A 24,479-nucleotide genomic window follows, 5' to 3' on the forward strand; every position below is an offset into this window, starting at 1 on the left:
CAAAGGAGTGCATCTTTTTCCATCCCCAACAGTGAAATGACCTTTAAAATCAGCGCACCAAATATCATTGGGTCCGAGTGCATGCGAGAATGGTTGTTCGATGGATTGTTTACGGATCCTTCTTTTGGGAGGTTTGATAAGGTTGTTTTGTTTGAGAATACGACCTACAGTACTTGGATGTGGCCATTTTCTAATCATATGAAACCGAGCTGAGAGTGATGCTAGGAGTTTTCTTGCTCCCCACCTGGGATGGTCTTTTCTCTCTTGTAAAATTAGTTCAATGATTTTCTTTCGAGTTTGGTGTGGATGGTATTTCGGTCTTCGGCTTTTGTCTTTTAACCCATCGATCCCATATAGTTTGTATTGCTTTAAATATTTATACCCCGTCACTCTACTGATATTGAATTCATGACAAAGGTCAGTGAGAGACCACCCACCACGTTTCCAAGCGACAACAAATTTCATTCTTTCTTCAAACACGTTTGTCTCCTTCCAAGCCATGACACACTCCTGGTGTGTACATCGTGTTCTGAATCGAAGAATTAAATTCTTGTTTGTAAAGGATGTTGTGAGATCAATTTGTAAGGGATGAAACTAGTACAGACCCGGGTGACAATAGTTACTTTATCCTATTTGCACTGATTGGTGGTGCTTTTATTTCTATTGGATCCCATGGAACCGACCTAATGCTTGTTCAGCGAGTGATCGCTACAAAAAACTTAGTTTCAGGCCAAAAGATTTTGATTGGAAGTGGGATCGTTGTCCTCCTTCAATTTGTATTGTTTCTTTTGATTGGATCCCTTCTTTATCTTTTTTATGCCGGCCAAACCATGGCTCCAGACAAGGTCTTTAGCCAATTCATTGTGAATGAAGTTCCTTCCCCCCTCCTTGGAATCCTTGTGGCGGCCATCCTTGCCAGTGCCATGTCTACCCTTAGCTCTACCATCAACTCCCTCTCTCTCACTTGGGCCCGTGATTGGGGGATGGACCGCTGGTTTAGCCCACGTACCCTCTCTATATTTTTTGGACTCACTTTGTTTCTTTCAAGCCTTGTTCCTTATTTTCTCATCCAAACCTGGGAAAAAGGGATTCTGGAAATGGGTCTGACTATCTTTTCCTATACCCTAGGGCCATCCATTGCCGTTTTCTTTTTGGCTAAAGGAAAAGCAGAATTGCCCGTATCTAGCTTTGTATTTTCGGTTTTTTTTCTCACAAGCATCCTTCTTACCGTTGCCATTGGCCTTGGATTTAAAATTGCCTTTACCCTTCTCATCCCTATTGGTTTTGGAATCCAAATTTTCCTTGTACAAATTTCTCGCTTTGCTGTTAAAAAAAATTGACAGGAAGCTGCGGGTAAGTTCGTCTAAAAGATAACAATGAAATTATCTGCTAACATTCAGTTACTACTCCTCCTCGAACTTTTATAGATCGAGGGAGAACGTGCTGTGTGACAAAGCCCACTCCCAACCGGGAAGTGGGCTTTTTTTATATTTGGTCCTCCTTCCGGTGGTAGTGGCAGCGGATGTGGAGGAACCATGAAACCAAATCAAATTAAAATCCAAGACGTTACCTTACGGGACGGAAACCAAGCATTACGTAGACCCTGGACCTTAGATGAAAAAATCGAAGTCTTTGATTTGTTAATCGAATTGAATGTCGATGGGATCGAAGTGGGTTTCCCCTCTTCCAATGAAACTGAGTTTGTTGCAAGTAAAACTCTAGCCAAACGAGCACAAGCTGGAATTCCGATTGCTGGATTGTCCCGCGCCAATGATACGGAAATAGCAAAAACATGGGAAGCCATCCAATATGCAAACAAACCTCGAATGCATATTGTTTATCCTGTCAGTGATTTTTCCATTCGCCATGTATTAAAAATTTCTGAATCCGAAGTGATCCAAAAAATCCAAAGATCTGTATCTTTTGCAAGGTCCATTGTTGGTCCGGATGTTGAGATTCAATTTTCTGGGGAACATTTTGGAGATGCGATTGAAAACTTTGCCTTCACCAAGGAAGCCTTCTTTGCTGCCATTGCTGCCGGCGCGAATATCATCAACTTACCCAATACAGTCGAACGATACAGGCCTATGGTATTTGTGAATATGGTAAAGGAGATGAAAGATTTTATTGGGGATAGAGCCAAAGTTTCTGTGCACACACATAATGATTTAGGAATGGCAACTGCCACTTCTGTAGAATGTGTGTATGTAGGTGCAGAACAAATCGAAGTGGCATTGAATGGTCTAGGAGAACGAGCAGGAAATACTAATTTGTATGAAACAGCCATCGCCTTACACCAAAATGGCGAATCCTTAGGAATCAACTTCCAAAGAATTTATCCTACTGCTAAACGAATTGCCGAGATGACAGGGATTCCCATTGGAGAAAAAGCCCCAATTATTGGAGAAGATATCTTCTCACATAGGTCAGGAATCCACCAAGATGGAGTAGCGAAGACCATAAAACAAACCAAAGGTGCTTACCGAACTTTTTCACCCGAATTTGTTGGAAGAAATGATTCCGAAACCATCTCCTTTACCAACCAATCGGGGCATAGGGCCATTCAATTTTTATTGGAAAACCGAGGGATATTCGTTCCAAACGAAGAAATCCATAGATTGTTTGAAAAAGCCAAGGCAATTTCATCCAGAGAAAACAACCGAGAAATCACCGAAGCAGAGTTAGTGGATTTAGCAAGTCGTTTCATGATTATCTCCTGAACAAGGGGGGCTTTCGTCCAGAGAATCTTTTATGGGAATTCACTCGAATCATTGACAAAACTTTGTCAATCTGCCATAATTTCGTTTGGTTTTTCTGGAGGTATTCATGGCAGACACTCTCATCAAACAGGCGAGAATTTTTGACGGTAGCACAAATGCATCTTTTGTTGGTGATGTTAGAATTAGGGATGGAGTGGTCAGTTCTATCTCTAAAACAGAAATGAGTCCTAGTTCTGGGGAAACTGTAGTCGATGCCAAAGGTCTTTGGCTAACACCAGGGTTTATCGACTTTCATACCCACTACGATGCTGAGATCGAAATGGCACCTGATTTATCTGAGTCAGTTCGTCATGGAGTCACAACCATTTCTCTTGGAAGTTGTTCTTTAAGTTTAGCTGTGGGTGACCCTACAGACTTAGCAGATATGTTTAGCCGAGTGGAAGCGATTCCAAGAAAGAATGTTTTATCCATCCTCGAAAGTAAAAAAAATTGGAACTCGGCTTCTGAATATAAAAAACATCTAAATAGTATGCCACTGGGTCCCAATGTCACTTCGTTTGCAGGACACTCTGCCATTCGTGCCCATGTTATGGGACTCGAACGTTCCTTAACCAAAGGGGAAGTTCCCACAAAACAAGAGTTAGAGACAATGAACAAACTATTGGAAGAGGCACTAGACGCAGGGTTTATGGGTCTATCAATCAACACCCTTGTTTGGGATAAAATGGATGGGTCTAGATTTAGATCTCGCCCTCTTCCTTCTACATTTGCCAATTGGAGTGAATACCAATACCTAAACAAAACACTTCGAAAAAGAGGAAAAATATTCCAAGGTGTTCCCAATGTTTCTACAAAAATCAATGTTTTGATGTTCTTAAAAGAAGGTTTTGGTCTTTTTCGTAAACCACTCAAAACTACGATCATTTCTTTAATGGATGTTAAGTTTGATCCTGGATTGTATAAATTACTCGGTGTCATTGGTAGAATTACCAATACAATCTTTAGGTCTGACTTCAAATTCCAAGCCCTCCCAGAACCATTTGATTTGTATGCCGATGGAATGGATGTAGTAGTTTTTGAAGAGTTTGCGGCAGGTGCAAAAGCAAATCATATTGAAGATGAGTTGGAAAGAAAACAATTAATGAAAGATCCAACTTACCGGTCTTGGTTTAAACGCCAATGGACCAATTGGTTTTTACCTCGTGTTTTCCATAGAAACTTTCGGGAAACAAAAATCGTAGATGCTCCCGACAAATCACTGATTGGCAAATCCATTGATGATGTTGCGAAAGAAAGAGGAGTTCATTCTGTCACAGCTTTCTTAGATTTAGTGGCCGAACACGGAAACAAAGTGCGTTGGTATACTGTTATGGCAAACCACAGAAAGGAACCATTACAAAAAATTGTTTCCTATCCCGACATCCTCATAGGATTTTCTGATGCTGGTGCTCACTTAAGGGGAATGGCTCATTATAACTTTCCTCTCCGAATGTTAAAGTTGGTACGTGATGCAGAGTTAGAAAATAAGCCGTTTATGACATTAGAGAGAGCAGTTAATCGTCTAACAGGAGAAATTGGTGATTGGTTTGGAATTGACGCAGGTTATATCAAAGAAGGAAAAAGAGCAGATTTAGTACTGATTGATCCTACAAAACTTGACGACTCCCTTGCCAAAGACGTAGAAGCACCCATGCCTTTTATGGAAGACTTCAATCGTTGGGTCAGACGTAACGATGATACAATCAAAAAAGTATACATCAACGGAAAACTTGCTGTGGATCAGGGGAAACCTGTGGCATCCCTTGGAAAAGAAAAGGGGTATGGCAGCTTTTTAGAATCTACTATCGGCACTTAAAAAAGATTTGCGGTTGGATACAGAAAGTCTTAATCTCTGTATCCAACATGGTAATCTCAAAAAATCGACTCAAGCCTCTATTCCTACTTAGCCTTTCTTTATTTTTTGTCCAATGTTCCTCATCCAAATCAATGGAGAGGGAGAGACCAATGAGCCGGTCATACGGTGAAGCCGAAGATTATGCGCCTTCATCTGCGTCGCCCTCACCCAAAACAGAAACGACTCAAACTGAACTGAAAGTTCAAAAAAGAATGATGGTGTATTCTGTGAATGTCAATTTGCAATCAAAGGAAATTGAGTCCAAGGTTACAGAAATCATCAAACTTGCAGAGTCTTATGGTGGTTATGCGCTTCAATACAGTTCCAATGGAGTCGTACAATTAAAAATTCCGGCAGAAAAGTTAAAACAGTTTTTGTTTACTCTAAGGAACCAATCACAAAACTATTCGGAAGATGTTTCGGCAAAAGATGTGACAGAAGATTATACTGATACAGAAATTCGAATGGAGAATGCACAAAAAATGAGACTTCGACTTTTGGAAGTTCTAAAAGCGGCCAAAACAGTGGAAGAAATTTTAAAAGTAGAAGCAGAACTTAATAAAGTTTCAGAAGCCATAGAAAGATGGGAAGGAAGGTTGAAATACCTTGCAAGCTCCGTACAACTTTCTTCTGTCCAAGTCCGAGTACTTCAAAAATGGGAACCTGTGGTTCAAAAAGAATACCAACCAGGTCCATTGGGTTATCCTTTTTACTGGCTCTATCTTGGACTTGGGAAAGTAAAAGATGGAATTATTTGGATGTTTGTCCAAGAGATTCCTAAAGAAAAAACAGAAATCCCTGATTAATAAAAATTAAACATATCCCGACTAATGGGCGCTTAACGAAATTTAGTTTTTGATTATGCGCTCTGCAGAAGAAACCATCTGCGACTTCATTCGTTCAATGACTTTCCTATCTTTAGTTAAAGCATACAACCGAAGTCCACCCAAATAACTCATATACAATTCATAACTTAATGATTTTACCAGGTCTTGTCTCAAGTTTGGGGCAAAGTTTAAAATACAAGTTTCGACAGTTTCTAAAACATGATGTACGGCTTTGTTTCTGTAGGTATCAAATTGACTTAAGTGGGAAATTTCTCCGGAAAAAAGGGCAATGGGACAATCCTTTCTAGAAGTATTTCTTTGGTTTCTGACAATAAAATTGACCCATTTTTCAATGAAGTCAGGCATATCATTTGCTTTTGCCAATACCTTTAACATAACAATCCTTTGTTGCTCGGAAAGATAGTTTAGGTATTCAAATCCAATATCATCTTTTGATTTAAAATGATCGTATAAAGTTTTTTTATAGGCGCCCGCTTTGTCTAAAATCTCTGCAATTCCAGTCGCTTGGAATCCTTTTTCACGAAACAAAGCAAAGGAACTTTCTAAGATTTTCTGTTTGGGTTTCAAAATGAGTTACCTCTTATTGTTTCTTAAAAATGTTTTTATTTAGAATCATTTTGATTGTATTCAAGGACTACATTCCCAATTTTGTCTTTGATCTGGGAACGCCAAACCAATTTTCCTGCTTTCAGTTGAATCAATAAGGTTCCATAGTTTTCGTCTTTAAAAGCAGAGCCAAGTTTAAATTCAGAATCGTATTCCAATGGCAGAAATGATAAAGGGACATTGAGGGAACTAGAAGTGATTTCTATTAACTTACGTTTTTCAGAGAATGGATATTCGTAAATTTCCGCAATGTGACGGTCCCCAGAAAGAATGACCAAATCGGAAGTTTTGGCTGAATCAAAAAGTTGAAATAGACGATCCCTTTCTTTGGGAAAATTTCCCCATTTCTCAAATGGTTGTTCTGTGGGGATCACCTGAATTCCAGAAACAAAAACAAGTAGGTCCGATGGTTTCGCCAATTCATCTTCCAACCACTTCCATTGTTCTTCTCCAAGAATTGTCGCAGCCTCATCGTCATTAGGATTGTATTGGCTTTTACCTGTAAAATAGGACCAAAACTTTCTTTTTAAAGGCGAACGAAAAAATCGAGTGTCTGGGATTACAAAATGAACTTTTTTGTTTTGGAATGTGAGAAAGTAAGAGTGAAAGATTCCCCTCCCCTCCTTTGTTCCCAATTTTTGACCTTGGGGCATTAATGATCCCATTTGGGAAATAAAAACCTCGCGGCTTTTTTCTTTATCTACGTATTCACCACCGCTATCATTGATACCATAATCATGATCATCCCAAACAGCAAGGATTTTGGATTTTGAAAGTATACTCTTCCACTCTGGCCGAGCAAATTGTTTTTTGTAAGCAGGTATCTTTTCTTTGGCAACCAAACTATCGGCATAAATATTATCACCTAACAAAAGGATAAGATCAAAGGATTCACTTTTCCACTGGGTCAAAATTGGACTTTCCTTGTCTTGGTGCAAACAAGATCCAAAACCAATGTTTAGACTTTTGGTATCTTTTCCCTCGACACGAAATGAAAAGATGATCACAAACGCAATGGATAGGATCAAAGAAAAAAAAGGTGATAGTAATTTCATATTGAATTCACGAAAAACTTAGAAGATGTTTCTAATTCTTGGGGAATTTTTCCTATTCGTCAATCGGAAATCTTCTAACGACCTCTCATATATAACCCATAAGGATACATTGAATTATAATATCCGGTGTTATTTCGCATTACTTGCCCGCTGTATATATTGCGATAGGTATACGTAGGATAAAACCAAGGATAATCTCTTCGATGAAAAGAATTACTATATAGAATCACATCTTGGTAATATTCATTGTTTACATGTAACCCATATATATACCCAGTCACTGGCCATTCCACAGGGAAAAAATCTCCGGCTACTTGAACTTCAGTTTCCTGATACATGTCCCTTCCTGATCGTCTATCCCCAATTGAACATGGTTCCATCCGGCTAGGGACAGGGCCTTCCATCAGCACCAAACACTCAGAATTGTATCCATATTTTTCGGCATAAGCCAGTTGTTGGTGAGGCCGAAGATGTGCAGTCTGATAAAATCCTCTCATTGCTGTTTTTTTATCTAACGTGCTACATTTGAGAATTAATCCTAATATCAAAACTTGAATTAACAATCGCAAAACTATGGTTTTGTGAAAATAAGAATTCATTAGAACCTCACCTAGAATACTGAATCGTTGGAATTTTTCCTGAATGTCTTTCCGCATGACTCTGTTGCATGGATTGTCTTAATATATTCTCTTTTAAGGAACGGTTGTGGAAAGGCCCTCGCCCGAGTGTGACATCTTTATAAAATTCCAAATTGGCATGACCTACCCGAACATATCCAGGAATGATCGTTATATAGGAAGAAGGTTCCTTTAGGGGTTCGTTCGAAATATATCCCACCCGATTTTCTCTTCCTCCCACATAACAATAACTTATGCGCGGAAATGGATATTGTGCGTTAGCAGGTAAGAGACATTCAGAAGATTCCCCCGTTTCTGTAATCACAAGATTTTGGTGATACCCCTTGTCGTATGGAGGAGGATTTTTAATCCCCAAAATCAACATTCTGTCAAGGCTTGTGCAATGAACCGTAAGGAATAGAATCACAACGATGAATTTCATGATTGCATTATAGCGACAAACTAACAGCTATGCGATGGGGGGTATCCGCAATTGCGGAAACTACCTAGTGCCAAGGAAACTTTTTATGAATAAAAGAAAAGTCACCTTGGCGAAAATTTAGATCATAATTTTCTAAAATTGATTCGGTAAGGTGTGATTGCCGAGGATACTGCTCTTCCCTGGCATTGGTAATCGGAAGGATTGACAAGGCCTGAAGATTGTAACGAATACATTTTCCCTGTTTCCAAAACAACCTGTTTGGGACCCACAAAAGTGGATGAAAAAAGTTCCGTCCCTCCCTCCTTCAAAGCCACAACATAATCAAATCTACTGGAATTGCAGCTGGAGGAAGTGAGAGTTTGCCTCCCGGACGTTGCAGTGACCTCATATGTTCCATTCGATTGTACAGTGATTGAACCACTCACCGCTGAAACACTACAAATGGAAATTGGGTTAGCACCTAAAACAAAAGGGGAATTTGCATTTTCATTCGTGAGGTACTGACAAGGCGGAGTGACTAGAACATAAAGCACAAGAGCATCTGCCATAGAATCTCCGGTAAGTCGAGTGCCGGGAATTAGTCCCTCTTCTTTCTCGTTTGAACAAGACCAAAAGAAAAGGGTTAGAAGTGGTAACCAAACCAAATATTTTAACATTGAAAAACCTACTTAGTATTTTCTAAGTAGGTAAGGATTTTGTCCGTTTGGTTCTCCCATTGAATCAAAAAATAGTACTCTTTTGAAAAAAGTTTAAAATCCGCATTTTGTATCCATTTCACATGCGAACCGACTCGTAAAACATTGAGAAGAATTGGAACAAACATGGGGAGAAGGAAACATACAAGTGGATGTCTGCGAAATCGACCGACAGGTCCGATTTGTTTTTTCTTCATCTGTGACTACAATGTATTGAAAAGACGTTTGGATTCTTAAATTGGGATTTGTTTTTAACTGAGCCGATACAGTAAAGAATCGAAATTCATTTTTTGTAGTTTCTGTTGGTGTCCCAAAGAAAACTCCCGTTACTGGATGCAATTGGATTCCTGCAGATACGGGGGAATCAATTACAAATTCGATTTCTCCTAAACTTCGTAAAAGATCCAATGAATTTCCCGAATAGTTAGGAGAAATTGGTTCCATTGGTATTCCAAGATCAAACTTTAAGGAACGAATGGAATGACGAAACGATCCGAGACAAGGTATAGAAAATTGAAAATTACTATCAGTTTTCCCAGTAGATCGCAATACAAAAGTTGAATCCGGACAAAGATGAAGGGACACGGTAATTTTTGAATCCGTGACTTCGGTAAATTGCAAAAATTTGGAATAATCATCACCAAACAATTGTTTTTCTGTTAAATGACTCAAATTTTCACCTTCGATCAAGAAGTTAGAATTTTCCATAACTATGTTTGGTGAAATGGAACGGATGGAATAGGAATTTTCTAAACCTGATCCAAAGGTTTCTGGTATTTTTTTATCTTCCAAAAACGGAGTACTAAGACTAAGTAAACTCGCAAACCAAGATTCTTTGGCACTCCCCTCCTTGGGAGCACAACTCAAGAGAAAAAAACAATACATTGCTATGGAACTTAGAGTTAAATTAAAAAACCAAATGATTTTTTTTGACATCGTTACCACCTCTTAATAAGAAGAGGTTAGAAACGAAAGGGCTGGGCAAAAAAAATCGTCAATGTGCTCCAATTCCAAAAAAAGTTAGAGGAACCAATGTAGGAAAAAGGTATCAAATTTCCAAAAAAGCACTGATAATCAAGTAAATCGGAAATAGTGTTAAAAATATAAAAAATACAGCGATTACAATTTTGGCAGTGATTTGAATGGGACCTAGGTTCTCACTGATTTGTAAATGTTCTGAATGAGAGAGTAATTGAAGATTATGGTACAACTTCAGAATATCTGAATTTTGCAAATTGCCTCTAAAAAAATAAAATTCTCCACTAACTAAATTAATTTTTATATAGGATTGGTCGCTTTCGGAATTACCATCCAAATAAAAGGAAACAAAGTTTGTCATAGCAAAAACAATATTTTTATTTCCTAAATTTACCACAAAATCATTGTTATTTGAATCAATAAAAACAGAACATTTGTGAATTCTATTTTTCCAGGAAATGTAGAGATAGATTAAACAAACTACCGATAACAGAAAAAACATAGATCCGAAAAAGAACTTTTTATAAATGAAAATCAAAGATAGTAAAAAAACAAAAAATGCAAAAATGCTAGAATACAATTCCCAAAGAATTCCTCGTCCCAAATATTCTAAATTTTCAAAGTTCATATTGAAGATGCAATTCAGAAAATTGCCTTTCTAATTTCTAACCAAATGTTTTTAAAAAAAATTGATAGTTCTATATGTTTACAATAGAAGGGTGAGGTTCATATCTGTTGTTTAGAAAACCAAAACCCAATCTGGATGAAATTCGAAAATCGGATTTTGATTTTCTCGTCGTTTTCTAACTATGTGTTGGTTCTCAATACCACCTAACACATATTAAAAAAATCATTCGCAACTGGCAGTCATTACTTTAGAAGGCGAATCGAAAGAAACCGCAACGAATTTTTTGTTTGCATAGGTAATGGATTTCCATGATTTTTGCTCTGGGGCCGCTTGTGCTTTCCAATTGATCCCATCGGTCGAGGTCATGATCCGATTGGTCCCATCTTGGGAAATAGCCACAAAAAGACCACCTCCATAAGCAAGTGAAGTCCATGTGTTTGCTTCCGTAGCTGCCCGTGGCGTCCAAGTAATGCCATCGGGAGAAGACATGGCCCGATTACCAATACCGGTTCCAGAGACGGCTACGAAAATATTGTTCCCATATTTGGCTCCAGTCCAAATATTATTTGCAACATCATTACGTTCAGTCCAAGAAATGCCATCGGGAGAAGTAACCACTTTTCCCGATGAAGATAATGCCAGAAAAAGTCCATTACCGTAAGTTACTATTTGCCATGGGGTCGTGGCAACTGGAATAGTACGTGATGTCCATGTAATTCCATCGGGTGACGTCATTGCCTGATTCGCACCGTTTGAGGAAACAGCAACAAAGGTTCCATTTGCGAAAGTTACAGATGTCCATGAATTTAATACCGCTGCGTTTCTATCTGTCCATGTAGCACCATCAGGAGAAGACATCACCTTGACAGTTGCCGTTGGGGATACTGTGACAAAGAGTCCATTTCCATACGTAAGAGAAATAAATGATCCGCCTTCGGACGTAGGGTGCGCTGTCCAAGTGATACCATCAGGGGAAGTCATTGCTGGATTCGCTCCATTCGTTGCGATTGCCACGAACTTATTGTCTCCATAAGTAACCGCACTCCATACATTGTCTGCTGCTGAATTTTGAATTGTCCAATTGAGTGTTTTGTTTTGACAACTTAAGTCTTCGGTCGAGTTACTTGAGGAGGCAAGAGCACCAAGTAATAATAAGGAAAGGGAATCATTATTTTCTTTAGTCGGATTACAACCAATTGCGGAAAAAATAAGCACACTTGAAAAAAGAACAGTAAAAAAGATTTTTTTCATTTTGGGAACACCATCTAAAATTTAACATTCATCATTCGAATGTCTGAATGGATTGTCAAATCTCATTTTCCATTTAACGAATATTAGGAAATAGCTAATTTGCAAAACTTGGCTTATATCACTCTCACTCACGACTGTTTTGTATGGATTTTTGCTACATAGGTGCAAAACTGCGATTCTAAAAAAAATACAGATCCAATTTAGAAGCGCTAGAGATCCTCGTTTAAAATTTTAACTTAGTTTCATTCTTTCTGGATCAACTTTTTCCACCATCTTTCCATTAGGTTGGGTTCACGAATTTTAACCATTTGTCCAAATTTAGGTGTCAATAAATCGATTTTATAAATCTCAGCTTGTTTCTCCAATGATTCTGCTGGTTCATACCAACTATGCAGTGATAGGTTGAACATTCCCCAGTGAACAGGGACTAATCTTTTTCCTTTTAAATCTAAGTGTGCTTTGGCTGTTTGTTCGGGTAAAACATGTACGGCTTCCCACATCGGATTGTATTGGCCGTTTTCAATAAAGGTTAAGTCAAAAGGTCCATACTTATCACCTATGTCTTTAAAGTGAACGTCATAACCTGAGTCTCCACTGAAATAGAATCTTTCTTTTTCCCCAATCACTGTCCAAGAAGACCAAAGAGTTTTATTGCCATTCATTCCTCTTCTACCTGAAAAATGTTGCGCCGGTGTACAAACAATTTTTACTTTTCCGATATCAAAACTACCCCACCAATCAAGCTCCATTAGGCGGTCTTCGGGAACACCCCACTCTTTCATATGAGAAGTAACTCCAAGAGGAGTGATAAATTTCGTATTGGTATTTTTAAAAAAATCAATGGTCTGCATATCCAAATGGTCATAATGGTCATGCGAAATAACGATATAATCGATAGCGGGCAATTCTTCCAATTTGACTACGGCATCTTGAAACCGTTTTACCATAAAACTAAAGGGAGCAGCGGATTCAGAAAAAACAGGGTCAAAAAAAAGTATTTTTCCTTCGATGTTCACAAGAAAAGTGGAATGTCCAAACCAAATAAATTTAATACTCTCGTCTGGTTTTAAAAACTCAGCAAAATCTGGTTTTTCTTCCGGCAATTTTACATCAGGCTTTTGATTTTTATCTCCACCGAAGAAAAATTTGAATGTTAAAGAAAAGAAATTTTGGCCTTCTCGCATTTTCTCTAACACATCGGGTCTGCGGTTTACAAACTGTTCTCTGGTTTCGTCATAATGTGTGGATTTTCTAATTTTTTCAAGGTGAGCACCCTCTGGATCTTTTCCAAAGGCCTTACAATGAAACAGAATCACTGCAAAAGATAATATGAATATGAGCGTAAATTTTTTCAAAACATCCCTACCTGAATTGTAACTTTCATTAGACTACATTGAATTGTAGAATTTGTAAAAATCTTTCTTGGAATTCTAATAGAAAATAAGCGGACAATACATTTCGAAAATAACGAAAGCATTCTAAAACCTGTAAAAATTTGTTGTTTTATCTGCAATTCTTAGAGAATGATGAACAAATTTATCAAAAGATCAAACCAGGAAATGAAATGAGACAACAAATCGTAGTTATATCCATGCTATTCACTTCGTTTTATACCCAACTTTTACCTTGTGAACCATTTGAACCTGTATTTCTAAAACCGGTGGATACTTCCAGGGAAGATAAAGATTTTTTTACCTTCAAACAAAAGTTAGAAAAATCAGTGAAGGAAAAAGATATAAAATTTATTGATTCAATCATCGATCCCAAGATTTCGTTTGCATTTGATGAAGATGGAATGGGAAAATCAAAATTTCTGAAATATTGGAAACTTGATAAAAATCCCAAAAATTCAGAGTTCTGGGATGAACTTTCTCAAACCATCAATCTAGGGTTTACCTATAAAGACAATATCTGGTCTGCTCCTTTTTTATTTAATCTAACACCCGAATCCATTGATTCTTATAGTTTCTCTCTCATTACAGGCAGTACGGTGAATATCAGAAACAAACCTTCTAAAAAAGGTGCCATAGTAACACAGCTTAGCTGGGAATTTGTTAAAAATGAATATGATGAGACAATCCCAAAACAAGTTCCCAATGAACCATGCAATTGGAAAAAAGTTTGTATCTCCGATGGCCAAGTGGGTTACATTTGCGAACAATACTTACGTAGTCCCATGGACCACCGAGTGGGTTTTTCCAAAAAAAACAAAAACTGGATGATGATATTCTTTGTGGAAGGTGGAGATTAAACTCGGTAGATACAATCTGCTTTAAAGAAAATGGATACCAATCTAAATTAATTTAATAAGAAACGATTTCTATTGAAAATGGATTGGTACCTGCGGTCACAGGAAATCCTCCCAAAGGCGAAAGTGTTCCATCACTTCCTATAGAAAAACCAGAGACAGTTCCACCTTCCGTATTAGAGGAATACAAAAACTTTCCGCTTGGGTCAATACTCAGTCCAATTGGACTAAATCCCGATGGGAAGGGAGACCCACTTATAGGCGTTAAAGACCCGGTCACTGGTTGAATAGAATAAGCAGAAATGGTCCCTTGCCCAGTTCCACTATTGGCAACAAAAACAAACCGGTTCCATGGATCAGAAATTGTGAAACCTGGAGCAACTCCAGCTGAAATAGAAGTTTGGACTAATAAACCACCAGACTCGCTATTTCTTATCAAAGGGAATACATCATTAGAAAAATAATTAGATCCATAAACAAATTGATCATTTGCCGAAATAGCTAAGGAAAGATTGTTTTCACCCGTTTGATATACATTAATCGAAGTTAAACCTCCAGTCGTAGAATTTAATGCAAACGCCTGAATTCCAGATATATTTCCCGAAGCGCAGGTCAGTCCCGCGTATAAATGTTTACCCTTCGAATCAAAAGCCATCCTTCCTACAGCGCCAGCTGTAGGATTTGCAGTACTGATAGCAGGCGTTAGGCTTGAAATATTTCCCGTGGGATCAATTGCCAAACGATGGATTTGCTGAGTCGTTTCTGAACTAGCGAATAGGAAGTTACCATTTGGATCTAAAGCCAAGGAATACGGAGTTGTCGGAAGAACCAAATCGGGATGTTTGATAGATAAAGCACCCGTTTCAGGATTCAGTTTCAGTATAGAAACAGAAGTATTACCGATGTTAGCCACATACACGGTATCCCCTGCCGCATTGGTTATAGAAAAACGTGGGCGGTTAGTCAATTGGAATGGGGATCCATCCACCTGCGAAATTTCACCCGTGGTAGGACTAATCCGATATACGTTGATACTGCTTGTGGCTGTGGACAAACCTACGTTGGTAACAAGTAAAAAACGGGGAATTTTGATCCTTGGGATCTTAATCTTAGCACCACAAAAATGAGTATTTTCACCAGTGCCAATGAGAACAGCTAAGGTTTCGAAATAGGAAGCGGAGTCAGGATCACAGGTTGCATTGAGTTTTGTAGGTTGGCATTGGAAAAATATTGCCAAAAGGGAAATCATACAAAGAATTTTTTTAGAATGGGCAATCAATGGACGACGATTCATTCCGAATACAATGCTTTTCACTAAGCAGATATTTCTTTCCGATAAAAAAACCTCAAACTTAATTCGTGTTTTCTATTAAAAATATTAATTTATTTTCGCAACTGAAAAGTATTCAAGGGGCGTTCCCATTAGATTCTAATTTGGAAATTTATTCCAAAAATGGGCCGGGCTCCTTCGGGGTCCGCTTCGCTCCCGTTCGCCTAACAGCGAACCAAACCCTCCAGATCCCTAACGCAAAAAAAAACATACTCTTTTATAATTTTGATTTTAATTCTTTATAGTAATTTCGGCCCATCTTTAGCAAAGTTCCTGTTGAAAGTTCTATTTGGTATGAGCCACCCTTCGAAGTGATAATTTTTTTAATCTGTTTTCCATTCACAAGAAAAGACCGGTGAATCTGCAGAAAATGTGCAGGCAATACTTTAAAAATCGAATCAAGACTTTTGTTATGAACAAACATTTCCCCAGTTTTTTTATATACCTTCACTCGTTTGTCAAAAGACTGAACATACAAAATGTCCTTAGTTGCAATTAAGTTTACACTACTTTCTTGTTTAATGCCTATGTATTTCGTTTTTGTTCCGACACTGTTTGTTTGAAACTTTTGAAGTGCTTTTATCATTCGGTCTTTGGAGATAGGTTTCGGAACAAAATCTAATACCCCGTAGTCAAATGCTCTGATTGCCTCTGCAGTATTTCCGGATGTGATTATGGTTAAAAAAGAAGCAGCAGAAGTCTCTTTTAATAAATCGAAACCTATATCACCATCCAAATTTAGATCCAAAAATAATAAATCGATTTCATTTTCTTGAATGAAACACTGAGAGCCAATTAAACTTTTTTCAATACGTAGAGATGTAATTTTAGTTTTTAGAAGTTCACGTAACATTCGTTCGAGTCCCCTAGCCGCTACAATTTCATCTTCTACGATTAAAATTCTCAAATTCTACTCCTATTTAATTATTGTTCAAGTCGATATTGCACGTTTGATAAATTCACAAATACACCAATCATTGCTTGGTAGGAATTTAAAGTACGCATGGAAAACTGATCCGCTTTTAAAAATTCTCGATAATAATCTACTTCTGCTTTAATTCCAAAATACCGACCTAAATAAATATTCAATCCTGCTCCAACCCCTACGATACTTCCAATACCACTAGAGATCTGGTTGCTATAAACAAACCTGTCATGAGTGATTCCTGAATGTGCCTCACCTGTGAAGGAAACAACACCAGCCCTTGCCACAAGATAAGGATCGAAAAAATTTCTAGGTATGGGATGGTAGGTGGCAAGAAAACTCATTGAATTTCCGCGATAAATTGTCCGTTCACGGGGAATGGGATCAACATATTCTTTATAATATGATAAACCAGGAATTACATCTTGTCTTTTGGCATTCATAGAATTTTGCATCACAGTAAATCCAAGTCCTATTTTTTCTTTCCATCCATATTCAAAATCAAACTGAGATGCAACTCCCGGGGTGTATGTCGGTTTAAAGTACAAACCTGGATCTTGACTGCGTATCGAACCTTGAGGATAATAGTCTTGGCTCACTTCTTTTGTTACAATCTTATATTGTAATGCACTATCATAGTTTTTTTCGTGACTAATAAATGATCCGCTAGGTGCCAATGTTCCTCCCCCCATAAAACTAATTAAAAAAGCACCTTCATAAAAACCTGGTGGGTATTTTAATTTTGCGTAATATTTATCCAGATCTGAGTTAATTTTCTGCGTTTCCTCAGGAACTTGACTTACCAAAGGTTTATCCTCCTTTTTCATCAGAGGTTCTGCAAAACTAATATTTGCAGATAACAAAAGAAAGGTTATCATTAGTGTTTTTGTATTCATCATTTTATCCTTAGGGGTAGGATAATGATGGCATCAAAACTTACAAAAGAAATGGAGCGAAGTGCATTCTAAAGGTGTGAATGGCACCTAATTTACTCCATTACTGTGATGGTATTCTCCCAACCCCCTGTGACCATTTTGGAGGTAAAATCCCATTTATTAGGAAAGGCTTCTTGTAACCTTGATTTTATGTATTTCATACCAGTTCCCAATGAATCGGATTTAGTTGTAGGAAGTCCGTCATTGAATAGAATGTATTTTGTTTTATTTTTATCTTTCTTTTTCTTTAATGTGAAGATTCCTGAATTTTTACCTTGATAACCATGTGTGACACCATTTTCAACCAATGTCAAAAGAACAATGGGCGGGATCATATCTTTGGGGCTCACCCCCTCTGTTTTAAATTCAAACTTTGATTCTTTTCGAAGACTCATAATCTCCAAATATCGTTTGCAAATATTTATCTCTTCACTGATAGAAATTGTTTTTTTATTGGTTAACTTTAAGATAGATCGCAATTCATCAGAAAGAGCAGTGAGTAATTGTTTGGCTGTTTCTGGATCCTCATCCAACCAGATGATGGTTGCATTGATCGAATTTAATAAAAAATGAGGATGTATATTGTTTTTTAACAATTCAACTTCTAACCTTGAAGAAACTAATTTTGCATCCTGAAGTTTGACTTTATAAGAAGTCATTAGTCTTTCGGCCCGATTTTTATCAGAGTTGGCTAGTTTAATTTTATAAGCAAGACCCAAAGAGAGTAAACACATCTCAATCGCTGAACCAACTTGCAGTCCATACTCGGTAAATATATTCGCAGGCAAAATTCCAAATCCTTTCAGTGAATAAATACCCACACCAAATAAAAGAGCTACCCAAGCGATTAAAAAGTAGCGTGCCGGCTTGTATCCTTTGTCCCAACAAACAACAGCAACGAGAAAAACAGAAAGAGCAAACAAGATCACAAAGGAAGCCAATAAATAGATGTTTACATAATAGGAAAAAACAAAGGATGATAACATCAAAAACAACATCAAACCCATTAGCACAAAGATGATTTTATCCCAAGTTGGTGTGTTTCGTTTTGTATTCAAAAAACTTCTAGTAAACTGAAGTCCCCAAAACAAAGAAAATCCTCCCACAAATGGTAAACTGATATTTGCCCAATGGGGAGAATTAGGCCAGAAAATCTGGAACGCTAACCCATTTAGAACCGACTGAGATAACCCATACAAACTTACATACAAAAGATAATACAAATACCCCCAATCTCTAAGCATAAATAATAGTATTAAATTATAAATTACTAATACAAAAACGATTCCATAATAAATTCCTAAAGATAAATTTTCCTTCTCTTTCAACTTCAAAAATCTTTCATGTGAATAAACAGTTATCGGAAACTGAACAGTTCCCTCACTTTCAAAACGGAAATAGTATGTTTTATTTTTCTGAAGACCTAACTTTACTGGGAAAATAAAACTTTTTTCCTCTAGTGGCCTCGCAGAAAAAACATAAGAATCACCTGTGATGATTTGTTTCCAAGATTTATCAGTCAATTCGTAGAATTCTATTTTATCCAACAACGGATAGGATACATGAATGAACCAGTCGCGTTCGTTCGATTCATTATGTAGTTCAAAACGAACCCAATAAATATTTTTTGTAAATCCAAAATTGGGTGAAAGAGATTTACTCTCCTCAAATAAATTCGTTTTCCTAACTTCCTCAAATCTTAGGTCACTATCAGGTGTTAGGGTAAGGATTTCCATATGGTATCCAATGGGGTATTCCCCCGTTCCTTTTTTCAAAAACGTTGTCAATCGCGAAGGAGTAGGAAGCGCCGAAAGAGAAAAAGAGCTAACAAATAGCAGAACAACACTGAATCGGAGTGGGAACATTTCTGACAAAATTTATTCGAATTTACCTTGGTTGTAAAGTAAAAGTTTTTGTTTGGCGGCGGTAAATTGGATTTGGATTGATTTCAAATGTAACTTTTAGAATCTTTCCGATAAAGAGCAATGCTTTTGGTAAAATGACTCAATGAATAGACTATCAGCTTGGATCAAATCAATCCATTTCCTTATAGGATTACAAAGTAAAGATGAAACACTGCCAGATGTTCGGGAAATTTCGATTCCCATACGCAACGGCAGTTTGCGTGCAGACTGTTATATGACAAAATCAAAATCATTGGGCACGATAATTACCATCAATGGCCTTGCTCCCCTAGGAAACCGTGATCCGAGGTTTATCATTGTCAATCGAAGCCTAAATCAATTAGGTTACACGGTTGTGAGTCCATTCTACGATGAAATTTGTGATTATAAAATTTCTCTTCGTAACATTGAAGATATTAAAGATTCCATTACTTACATCTCTAAACAAAAAGAGATAAGTCCTTCTGGAAAAGTATCCATTTTTGCACCCTCTTTTTCAGGATCCTTAAGTCTTATCGCAGTAAGCGAAAAAGAAATTGCCGAACGAATTAATTCCGTTTGTGCGATCGGTGCCTTTGCCAATGTAGATGATATTATTGGAAATTTGTTTGCAAACCAGAGTTTGGATGAATACGGACGAATGATTCTTTTACTGAATTTTCTCCCCTTGTCCATTGGAGAAAACAAAAGTTTATTTAAGGCCATTAAACTTGCGATTTTAGATAACTATTTCAAATACAAAGACAATCTTTTGGAACCTCATTATTCAAAAATGAAAAAAACAGACCGCGAGTTTTTTGAAAAATTGAAATACAATAAAGATTTTAGAATGAAACATTGGGAAATCATACTTAAAAAAGGCGGAAAAAACAGAGAGTTGTTAACTGCTTTATCAGTTACAAATCATATTGATACTCTCAACTTACCAATTTTATTGATTCATGGCTTAAAGGATGATGTAGTGCCAGCTAATGAGTCTTCTATGTTATATGAAAAGTTGCAGGCACGTGGTGTAGATTGTAAACTCTGCATCACAAATCTAATTTCCCATGGCGATACTGGTTTTGGTTTCAAAACTTTATTCGAAGTACCCAAACTCATATCCTCTTTTTCGTATTTTTTTCGAAAAGCTTATGATGGCAAATGATTCCGATTTAGAACTTCTTACTATTAAAGTTTACAATTTCTAAAAAGATTTTCTTACCTTATATTGGTTAGAGAAAAGAATCAATTGCAGTTTTGATTATCTCCAAAGCTTGTTTCATCTCGGATTTTGAAATCACAAGAGGAGGTGCAAACCGAACCGTGTTTTTATGCGTTTCTTTCACCAAAACTCCGGTCTTCATTAGCTCAAGGCATAGTTTTTTGGCATCTACAGAATCGGCAAATTGCACTGCATTTAAGAGGCCTTTCCCTCGAACCGAATGCACCAAAGAATGTTTCCAAGATTCAATGGTATCTCGAAATAAAATCCCCATACTCTCTGCATTCTCAGACATTCCTTCTTCTAAAATTGTTTTTACAGAGGTGATGGCTACTTCACATGCAAGCGGATTGCCTCCAAACGTGGAACCATGTTCCCCTGGTTTTAAAAGCAAAAGTATATCCGCAGAACCTAATACACAAGAAATGGGCATCATTCCACCCGAAAGAGCTTTCCCAAGAAGTAATAAATCTGGTTTGATTTCGGAATGGTCAGAACAAAGTAGTTTTCCCGTTCTTCCTAAACCAGTTTGTATTTCATCAACAATCAATAGTACATTATGAATTTTGCATATTCTTCTAACTTCTTTTAAATATGCTTCATGAGGAACAATCACACCTGCTTCTCCTTGTATAGCTTCGACCATAAAGGCGGCAACATTTGGATCAGATACGGCCGTTTCCAATGCAACCAAATCATTGTAAGGTATGATTTCATAACCAGAAAGAAAAGGACCAAAATCATTTTTACTTTTTGGGTCCGTAGAAGAAGAGATGGCTGCTATGGTCCTACCCCAAAAATTTCCTTCACAGAAGATTATCTTTGCTTGGTTCTCTGGAATTTTTTTCTTTTGGTATCCCCACTTTCTAGCAAGTTTGATGGCTGTTTCCCCTGCCTCTACACCAGTATTCATGGGCAACACGCGGTCATATCCAAAGGTAGAACACATAAACTCAGTAAATAACGGAAGTTTGTCGTTATGAAATGCTCGGGAAGTAAGAGTCAGAATTGCCGATTGTTTTTGAAAAACATCAACAATCTTTGGATGGCAATGGCCTTGATTCACAGCACTATAAGCGGAAAGAAAATCAAAATACTTTTTCCCTTCTATATCCCAAAGATAAATGCCTTTCCCTTTTACTAACACAACAGGCAAGGGAGAATAATTAAAAGCTCCAAACTGAGTTTCTTTTTCGATAAGTAATTCTGTTAATTTTCCCATTGGGAAATAAAAACATTTAAGTTATTGTTTACAACTCCTTTCATATCTTATACTCTCATTTTTTAAAAGAATCTTGTGTTTAGGATCAAATTTGGTTGTTACATTATGTTTACAAAACAAATGCAATATGATGATACAAAAATTCTCAGTATTGCAAAAATCATCGATACGAAAATTGGATCTTTGATTCAAAGATTTGTATTTTATACTACTTCCAAGAGCATTCACTTTGGATTTCGTTATCCCAAGTTAAAATTACAGATTTTTAAATTTATCGATGTCTTACCTTCTCTCGAAACAAAAAAAATATATCCCTATTTTAAAATTTATCTATTTGATGAAGACACGGAAATTCCTATTTTTTTAAAATCCTCTATTCAATTTTTAATCAAAACTTTCTGTTTAGGCAAACTTGTATCATCTCTGATACTAAAAATTGTAAAAGTATTTGCAAAATTTTTCATCTTAACTGATTCTCCAAAGAATTTAAAGAAACTGAACTCATCTATAAGACCGCGCACATATGATGTATTAGGTGAAACCGCAGTGTCTCCCAAAGAAGCAAAAGAATACCTCAGGCAATATTCGGAACTTCTGGAACTATTACCGGAAGTTCCGCTAGATATAGATCCAAAACTAAGAACCAATATTTCTATCAAATGTTCAGGCATCGAAACAAGACTTTATCCAGAAGCCGAAGAAATGAGTGGTAAGTATTTAAAAGAAACGCTTCGTCCCCTCCTACGATTGGCAATGAAGAAGGGAATAGGAATCAATTTAGATATGGAACAATACGATCTAAAATCAATCATTTGTCGAGTAGCGAAGGAATTATTTTTAGAAGCAGAATTCAAAAAATACAAACATTTTGGGATCGTTGTCCAATCTTATTTAAGATCATCTACAGAGGATTTGAAAGTTTGGAAAGAGTATGCAAAGGATCGCGGAGTGCCCATTACCATTCGGCTTGTAAAGGGTGCCTACTTAGAATACGAACGCATCAAAGCAGAAGAACGAGGTTGGATTTCTCCTGTTTTTGATACCAAGAGAGAAACAGATATAAAATTCGAAGAGAATGTTCTCTTTCTTTTAGATTCAAGTCCTTTCCTTCGCCCTGCCTTTGGAACACATAACCTTCGTTCACTTGCATTTATCCTATATCATGCGAACAACCGCTCGATTTTAGATTTTGAAATTCAAATGTTATATGGAATGGCAAACAAATACAAAGCCGGTTTAGAATCCATGGGAATCATTATCAGAGAATATTCTCCGATAGGTGCCTTACTTCCTGGAATGGCTTATTTAATCAGAAGATTACTAGAGAATACCTCTAACCAAGGTTTTTTGTACCAAATGAGTCTTGGAAAAAACTTAGATTCCTTGATTACCAACCCAAAAGAGGAAATAATAAATGGAATTTAAAAATGAAACCATTCGGGATTTTTCAATCAACACAGAAAGGACCACTTTACATTCTGTACTAAACTCTATTAAAGATTTAATCCCTTTCCAAATTCCCATCTCAACTGGTAAACTAGAGAAATTTTCTCCAAATCCTTTTATTCATAAAAACCCATGGTCACCAGAGTCAATTGTATCAAAGGTATCTCTTGCGAATGCCAAGGACTTAGAGGAAACAATCCAAACTTCGAAAGAGGAAGGAAACCATTGGAAACACCTCTCCCAAGACAAACGGTCTCAAATTTTGAATTTAGTCGCAGATACTTTGGTCAGTAAAAAAGATTTTATTATTGCTGTCTGCATTTGGGAAACAGGAAAACATATTATGGAGGCAGAGATAGAATTTGCGGAAGCAGTTGATTTTTGCCGTTATTATGCGATGGTTTCCAAAAACCAACTTGCGGACAAACATATCAATTTGTTAGGTGAAGACAATTCATACTACTACCAACCAAAAGGAATCATCGGTTCTATTTCCCCATGGAATTTTCCCATGGCCATATTTACGGGAATGTGTGCAGGCCCCCTCGTCACAGGAAATATTGTCCTCGCAAAACCTGCAGAAGAAACATCTGCCACAGCATATGAGATCACAAAATGTTTTTGGGAGGCAGGTGTACCAAAAGGTGTTTTGCATTTTTTACCGGGGCTTGGTTCCGAAATAGGAGAAGCCATTGTCACTCACCCAGAAGTTTCTGTGATCAATTTTACTGGCTCTCGGGATGTGGGTCTTTCCATACTTCGAAAGACTGCACTAGTCCCTCACGGACAACGAATCATAAAAAAAGTGATTTGTGAGTTAGGTGGGAAAAATGCGATGATTGTAGATGCAGATGCTGACTTAGACGTTGCAATCCAATCTATACTATCTTCGGCCTTTGGATTCCAAGGCCAAAAATGCAGTGCACTTTCTCGACTTTTTGTACATAACGATTGTTATGATCGTTTAAAAGAAAGACTAATTGCTGCTATGGATGGTTTACTGATTGGTTCTCCACTAGATTTTGAAAATCGAATTGGTCCAGTCATTCATGAGGAAAGTTATTTGCGGCTTTCGAATTTACAAAAAGAGAATGAGCGTTTTTTAATCGGTCGAACTTCTTCTGTTCCAAATACAGGATTTTATATTCCACCAAGTTTGTATGAACCACCTATTGATTCTTCTATGTGGACATCAGAAATCTTCGGACCCTTACTATCCATACAAAAGATTTTTAGTTTTTCAGAAGGGATTGTTTATGCCAATGATTCTGATTATGCTCTTACCTGTGGAGTGATTTCTCGAAACCCAAAACATATAGCACAAGCAAAATTGGAAATAGAAGCGGGTAATTTATATATCAACCGAGGGATCACGGGTGCAGTTGTCAACAGACAACCATTTGGCGGAGGTAAACTATCGGGAACCGGTGCCAAAGCAGGTGGACCCGACTATATTCATCTTTTTGTAGAAGGAAAAACGTATACAGAAAATACTATGCGCCAAGGTTTTTCAAGAGATACTCTCCAATAA

General features: G+C 37.3%; 23 protein-coding genes. 8 read left to right on the plus strand and 15 right to left on the minus strand.

Going from position 1 to position 24,479, the window contains the following annotated elements; genetic code table 11:
• On the minus strand, positions 1–501 hold a 501-nt coding region (locus tag LEP1GSC203_RS05510), incomplete at its 3' end, for a helix-turn-helix domain-containing protein (RefSeq protein ID WP_002972978.1).
• Positions 502–686: 185 nt separating this feature from the next.
• Here LEP1GSC203_RS05510 and LEP1GSC203_RS05515 point away from each other — a divergent pair.
• From LEP1GSC203_RS05515 to LEP1GSC203_RS05530, 4 genes are all read left to right on the plus strand, one after another.
• The gene (locus tag LEP1GSC203_RS05515; RefSeq protein ID WP_002973145.1) at positions 687–1,340 is read left to right on the plus strand and encodes a sodium:solute symporter family transporter; all 654 of its coding nucleotides are present in this window, start codon (positions 687–689) and stop codon (positions 1,338–1,340) included.
• Between the two features lie 195 nt (positions 1,341–1,535).
• Positions 1,536–2,720, plus strand: a complete 1,185-nt coding sequence (gene leuA2 / locus LEP1GSC203_RS05520; protein ID WP_002972990.1) for a 2-isopropylmalate synthase LeuA2 — start codon at positions 1,536–1,538, stop codon at positions 2,718–2,720.
• 106 nt (positions 2,721–2,826) lie between these two features.
• Positions 2,827–4,575 (plus strand): N-acyl-D-amino-acid deacylase family protein, encoded by a 1,749-nt coding sequence (locus LEP1GSC203_RS05525; protein WP_002973176.1) that lies wholly within the window; start codon positions 2,827–2,829, stop codon positions 4,573–4,575.
• Positions 4,576–4,724: 149 nt separating this feature from the next.
• Positions 4,725–5,420 carry a DUF4349 domain-containing protein gene (locus LEP1GSC203_RS05530; RefSeq protein WP_002973000.1) on the plus strand — a complete coding sequence of 232 codons (696 nt, stop codon included), beginning with the start codon at positions 4,725–4,727 and terminating at the stop codon, positions 5,418–5,420.
• Positions 5,421–5,462: 42 nt separating this feature from the next.
• On the opposite strand, the gene LEP1GSC203_RS05535 is transcribed toward LEP1GSC203_RS05530, so the two are convergent.
• From LEP1GSC203_RS05535 to LEP1GSC203_RS05575, 9 genes are all read right to left on the minus strand, one after another.
• Positions 5,463–6,029, minus strand: a complete 567-nt coding sequence (locus LEP1GSC203_RS05535; protein WP_002973102.1) for a TetR/AcrR family transcriptional regulator — start codon at positions 6,027–6,029, stop codon at positions 5,463–5,465.
• A gap of 35 nt (positions 6,030–6,064) precedes the next feature.
• Positions 6,065–7,123 carry an alkaline phosphatase D family protein gene (locus LEP1GSC203_RS05540; RefSeq protein ID WP_002973056.1) on the minus strand — a complete coding sequence of 353 codons (1,059 nt, stop codon included), beginning with the start codon at positions 7,121–7,123 and terminating at the stop codon, positions 6,065–6,067.
• 74 nt (positions 7,124–7,197) lie between these two features.
• Positions 7,198–7,722: a hypothetical protein gene (locus LEP1GSC203_RS05545; protein WP_002973168.1), complete on the minus strand. Its 525-nt coding sequence runs from the start codon at positions 7,720–7,722 to the stop codon at positions 7,198–7,200.
• A gap of 7 nt (positions 7,723–7,729) precedes the next feature.
• Positions 7,730–8,182: a hypothetical protein gene (locus LEP1GSC203_RS05550; protein WP_039937320.1), complete on the minus strand. Its 453-nt coding sequence runs from the start codon at positions 8,180–8,182 to the stop codon at positions 7,730–7,732.
• A gap of 122 nt (positions 8,183–8,304) precedes the next feature.
• Positions 8,305–8,838 (minus strand): hypothetical protein, encoded by a 534-nt coding sequence (locus tag LEP1GSC203_RS05555; RefSeq protein WP_002973160.1) that lies wholly within the window; start codon positions 8,836–8,838, stop codon positions 8,305–8,307.
• 93 nt (positions 8,839–8,931) lie between these two features.
• On the minus strand, positions 8,932–9,813 hold the full coding sequence (locus LEP1GSC203_RS05560; protein WP_002973049.1) for a hypothetical protein: 882 nt from the start codon (positions 9,811–9,813) through the stop codon (positions 8,932–8,934).
• 112 nt (positions 9,814–9,925) lie between these two features.
• The gene (locus LEP1GSC203_RS05565; RefSeq protein ID WP_002973009.1) at positions 9,926–10,483 is read right to left on the minus strand and encodes a hypothetical protein; all 558 of its coding nucleotides are present in this window, start codon (positions 10,481–10,483) and stop codon (positions 9,926–9,928) included.
• 222 nt (positions 10,484–10,705) lie between these two features.
• Positions 10,706–11,734, minus strand: a complete 1,029-nt coding sequence (locus LEP1GSC203_RS05570; protein ID WP_002973114.1) for a hypothetical protein — start codon at positions 11,732–11,734, stop codon at positions 10,706–10,708.
• 242 nt (positions 11,735–11,976) lie between these two features.
• The gene (locus LEP1GSC203_RS05575) at positions 11,977–13,089 is read right to left on the minus strand and encodes an MBL fold metallo-hydrolase (RefSeq protein WP_002973130.1); all 1,113 of its coding nucleotides are present in this window, start codon (positions 13,087–13,089) and stop codon (positions 11,977–11,979) included.
• 209 nt (positions 13,090–13,298) lie between these two features.
• On the opposite strand from LEP1GSC203_RS05575, the gene LEP1GSC203_RS05580 reads away from it, so the two are divergent.
• Entirely contained in the window at positions 13,299–13,985 is a 687-nt protein-coding gene (locus tag LEP1GSC203_RS05580) for an SH3 domain-containing protein (protein ID WP_039937398.1), read from the plus strand.
• Positions 13,986–14,037: 52 nt separating this feature from the next.
• Here LEP1GSC203_RS05580 and LEP1GSC203_RS05585 read toward each other — a convergent pair whose 3' ends face one another.
• The 4 genes from LEP1GSC203_RS05585 to LEP1GSC203_RS05605 form a co-directional block, all read right to left on the minus strand.
• Positions 14,038–15,276: a lactonase family protein gene (locus tag LEP1GSC203_RS05585; protein WP_039937323.1), complete on the minus strand. Its 1,239-nt coding sequence runs from the start codon at positions 15,274–15,276 to the stop codon at positions 14,038–14,040.
• Positions 15,277–15,529: 253 nt separating this feature from the next.
• Positions 15,530–16,219, minus strand: a complete 690-nt coding sequence (locus LEP1GSC203_RS05595; protein WP_002973058.1) for a LytR/AlgR family response regulator transcription factor — start codon at positions 16,217–16,219, stop codon at positions 15,530–15,532.
• Between the two features lie 17 nt (positions 16,220–16,236).
• Positions 16,237–17,136 carry a hypothetical protein gene (locus LEP1GSC203_RS05600; protein ID WP_232225803.1) on the minus strand — a complete coding sequence of 300 codons (900 nt, stop codon included), beginning with the start codon at positions 17,134–17,136 and terminating at the stop codon, positions 16,237–16,239.
• A gap of 89 nt (positions 17,137–17,225) precedes the next feature.
• Positions 17,226–18,947 carry a 7TM diverse intracellular signaling domain-containing protein gene (locus tag LEP1GSC203_RS05605; RefSeq protein ID WP_232225804.1) on the minus strand — a complete coding sequence of 574 codons (1,722 nt, stop codon included), beginning with the start codon at positions 18,945–18,947 and terminating at the stop codon, positions 17,226–17,228.
• A 232-nt stretch (positions 18,948–19,179) separates the two neighbouring features.
• Here LEP1GSC203_RS05605 and LEP1GSC203_RS05610 point away from each other — a divergent pair, with 232 nt between their 5' ends.
• Complete coding sequence (locus LEP1GSC203_RS05610) at positions 19,180–20,223, plus strand: alpha/beta hydrolase family protein (RefSeq protein ID WP_002973185.1); 1,044 nt, start codon at positions 19,180–19,182, stop codon at positions 20,221–20,223.
• A 67-nt stretch (positions 20,224–20,290) separates the two neighbouring features.
• Here the strand turns inward: LEP1GSC203_RS05610 and rocD are convergent, their stop codons facing one another.
• Positions 20,291–21,502 carry an ornithine--oxo-acid transaminase gene (rocD, locus tag LEP1GSC203_RS05615; RefSeq protein WP_002973132.1) on the minus strand — a complete coding sequence of 404 codons (1,212 nt, stop codon included), beginning with the start codon at positions 21,500–21,502 and terminating at the stop codon, positions 20,291–20,293.
• A gap of 75 nt (positions 21,503–21,577) precedes the next feature.
• Between rocD and LEP1GSC203_RS05620 the strand changes: the two genes are divergently transcribed.
• Complete coding sequence (locus LEP1GSC203_RS05620; RefSeq protein ID WP_232225806.1) at positions 21,578–22,927, plus strand: proline dehydrogenase family protein; 1,350 nt, start codon at positions 21,578–21,580, stop codon at positions 22,925–22,927.
• Positions 22,917–24,479: an aldehyde dehydrogenase family protein gene (locus LEP1GSC203_RS05625; protein WP_002972971.1), complete on the plus strand. Its 1,563-nt coding sequence runs from the start codon at positions 22,917–22,919 to the stop codon at positions 24,477–24,479. The genes LEP1GSC203_RS05620 and LEP1GSC203_RS05625 overlap by 11 nt, the downstream gene beginning before the upstream one ends.

The sequence above is a fragment of the Leptospira terpstrae serovar Hualin str. LT 11-33 = ATCC 700639 genome (genome assembly GCF_000332495.1).
Taxonomy (GTDB): domain Bacteria; phylum Spirochaetota; class Leptospiria; order Leptospirales; family Leptospiraceae; genus Leptospira_A; species Leptospira_A terpstrae.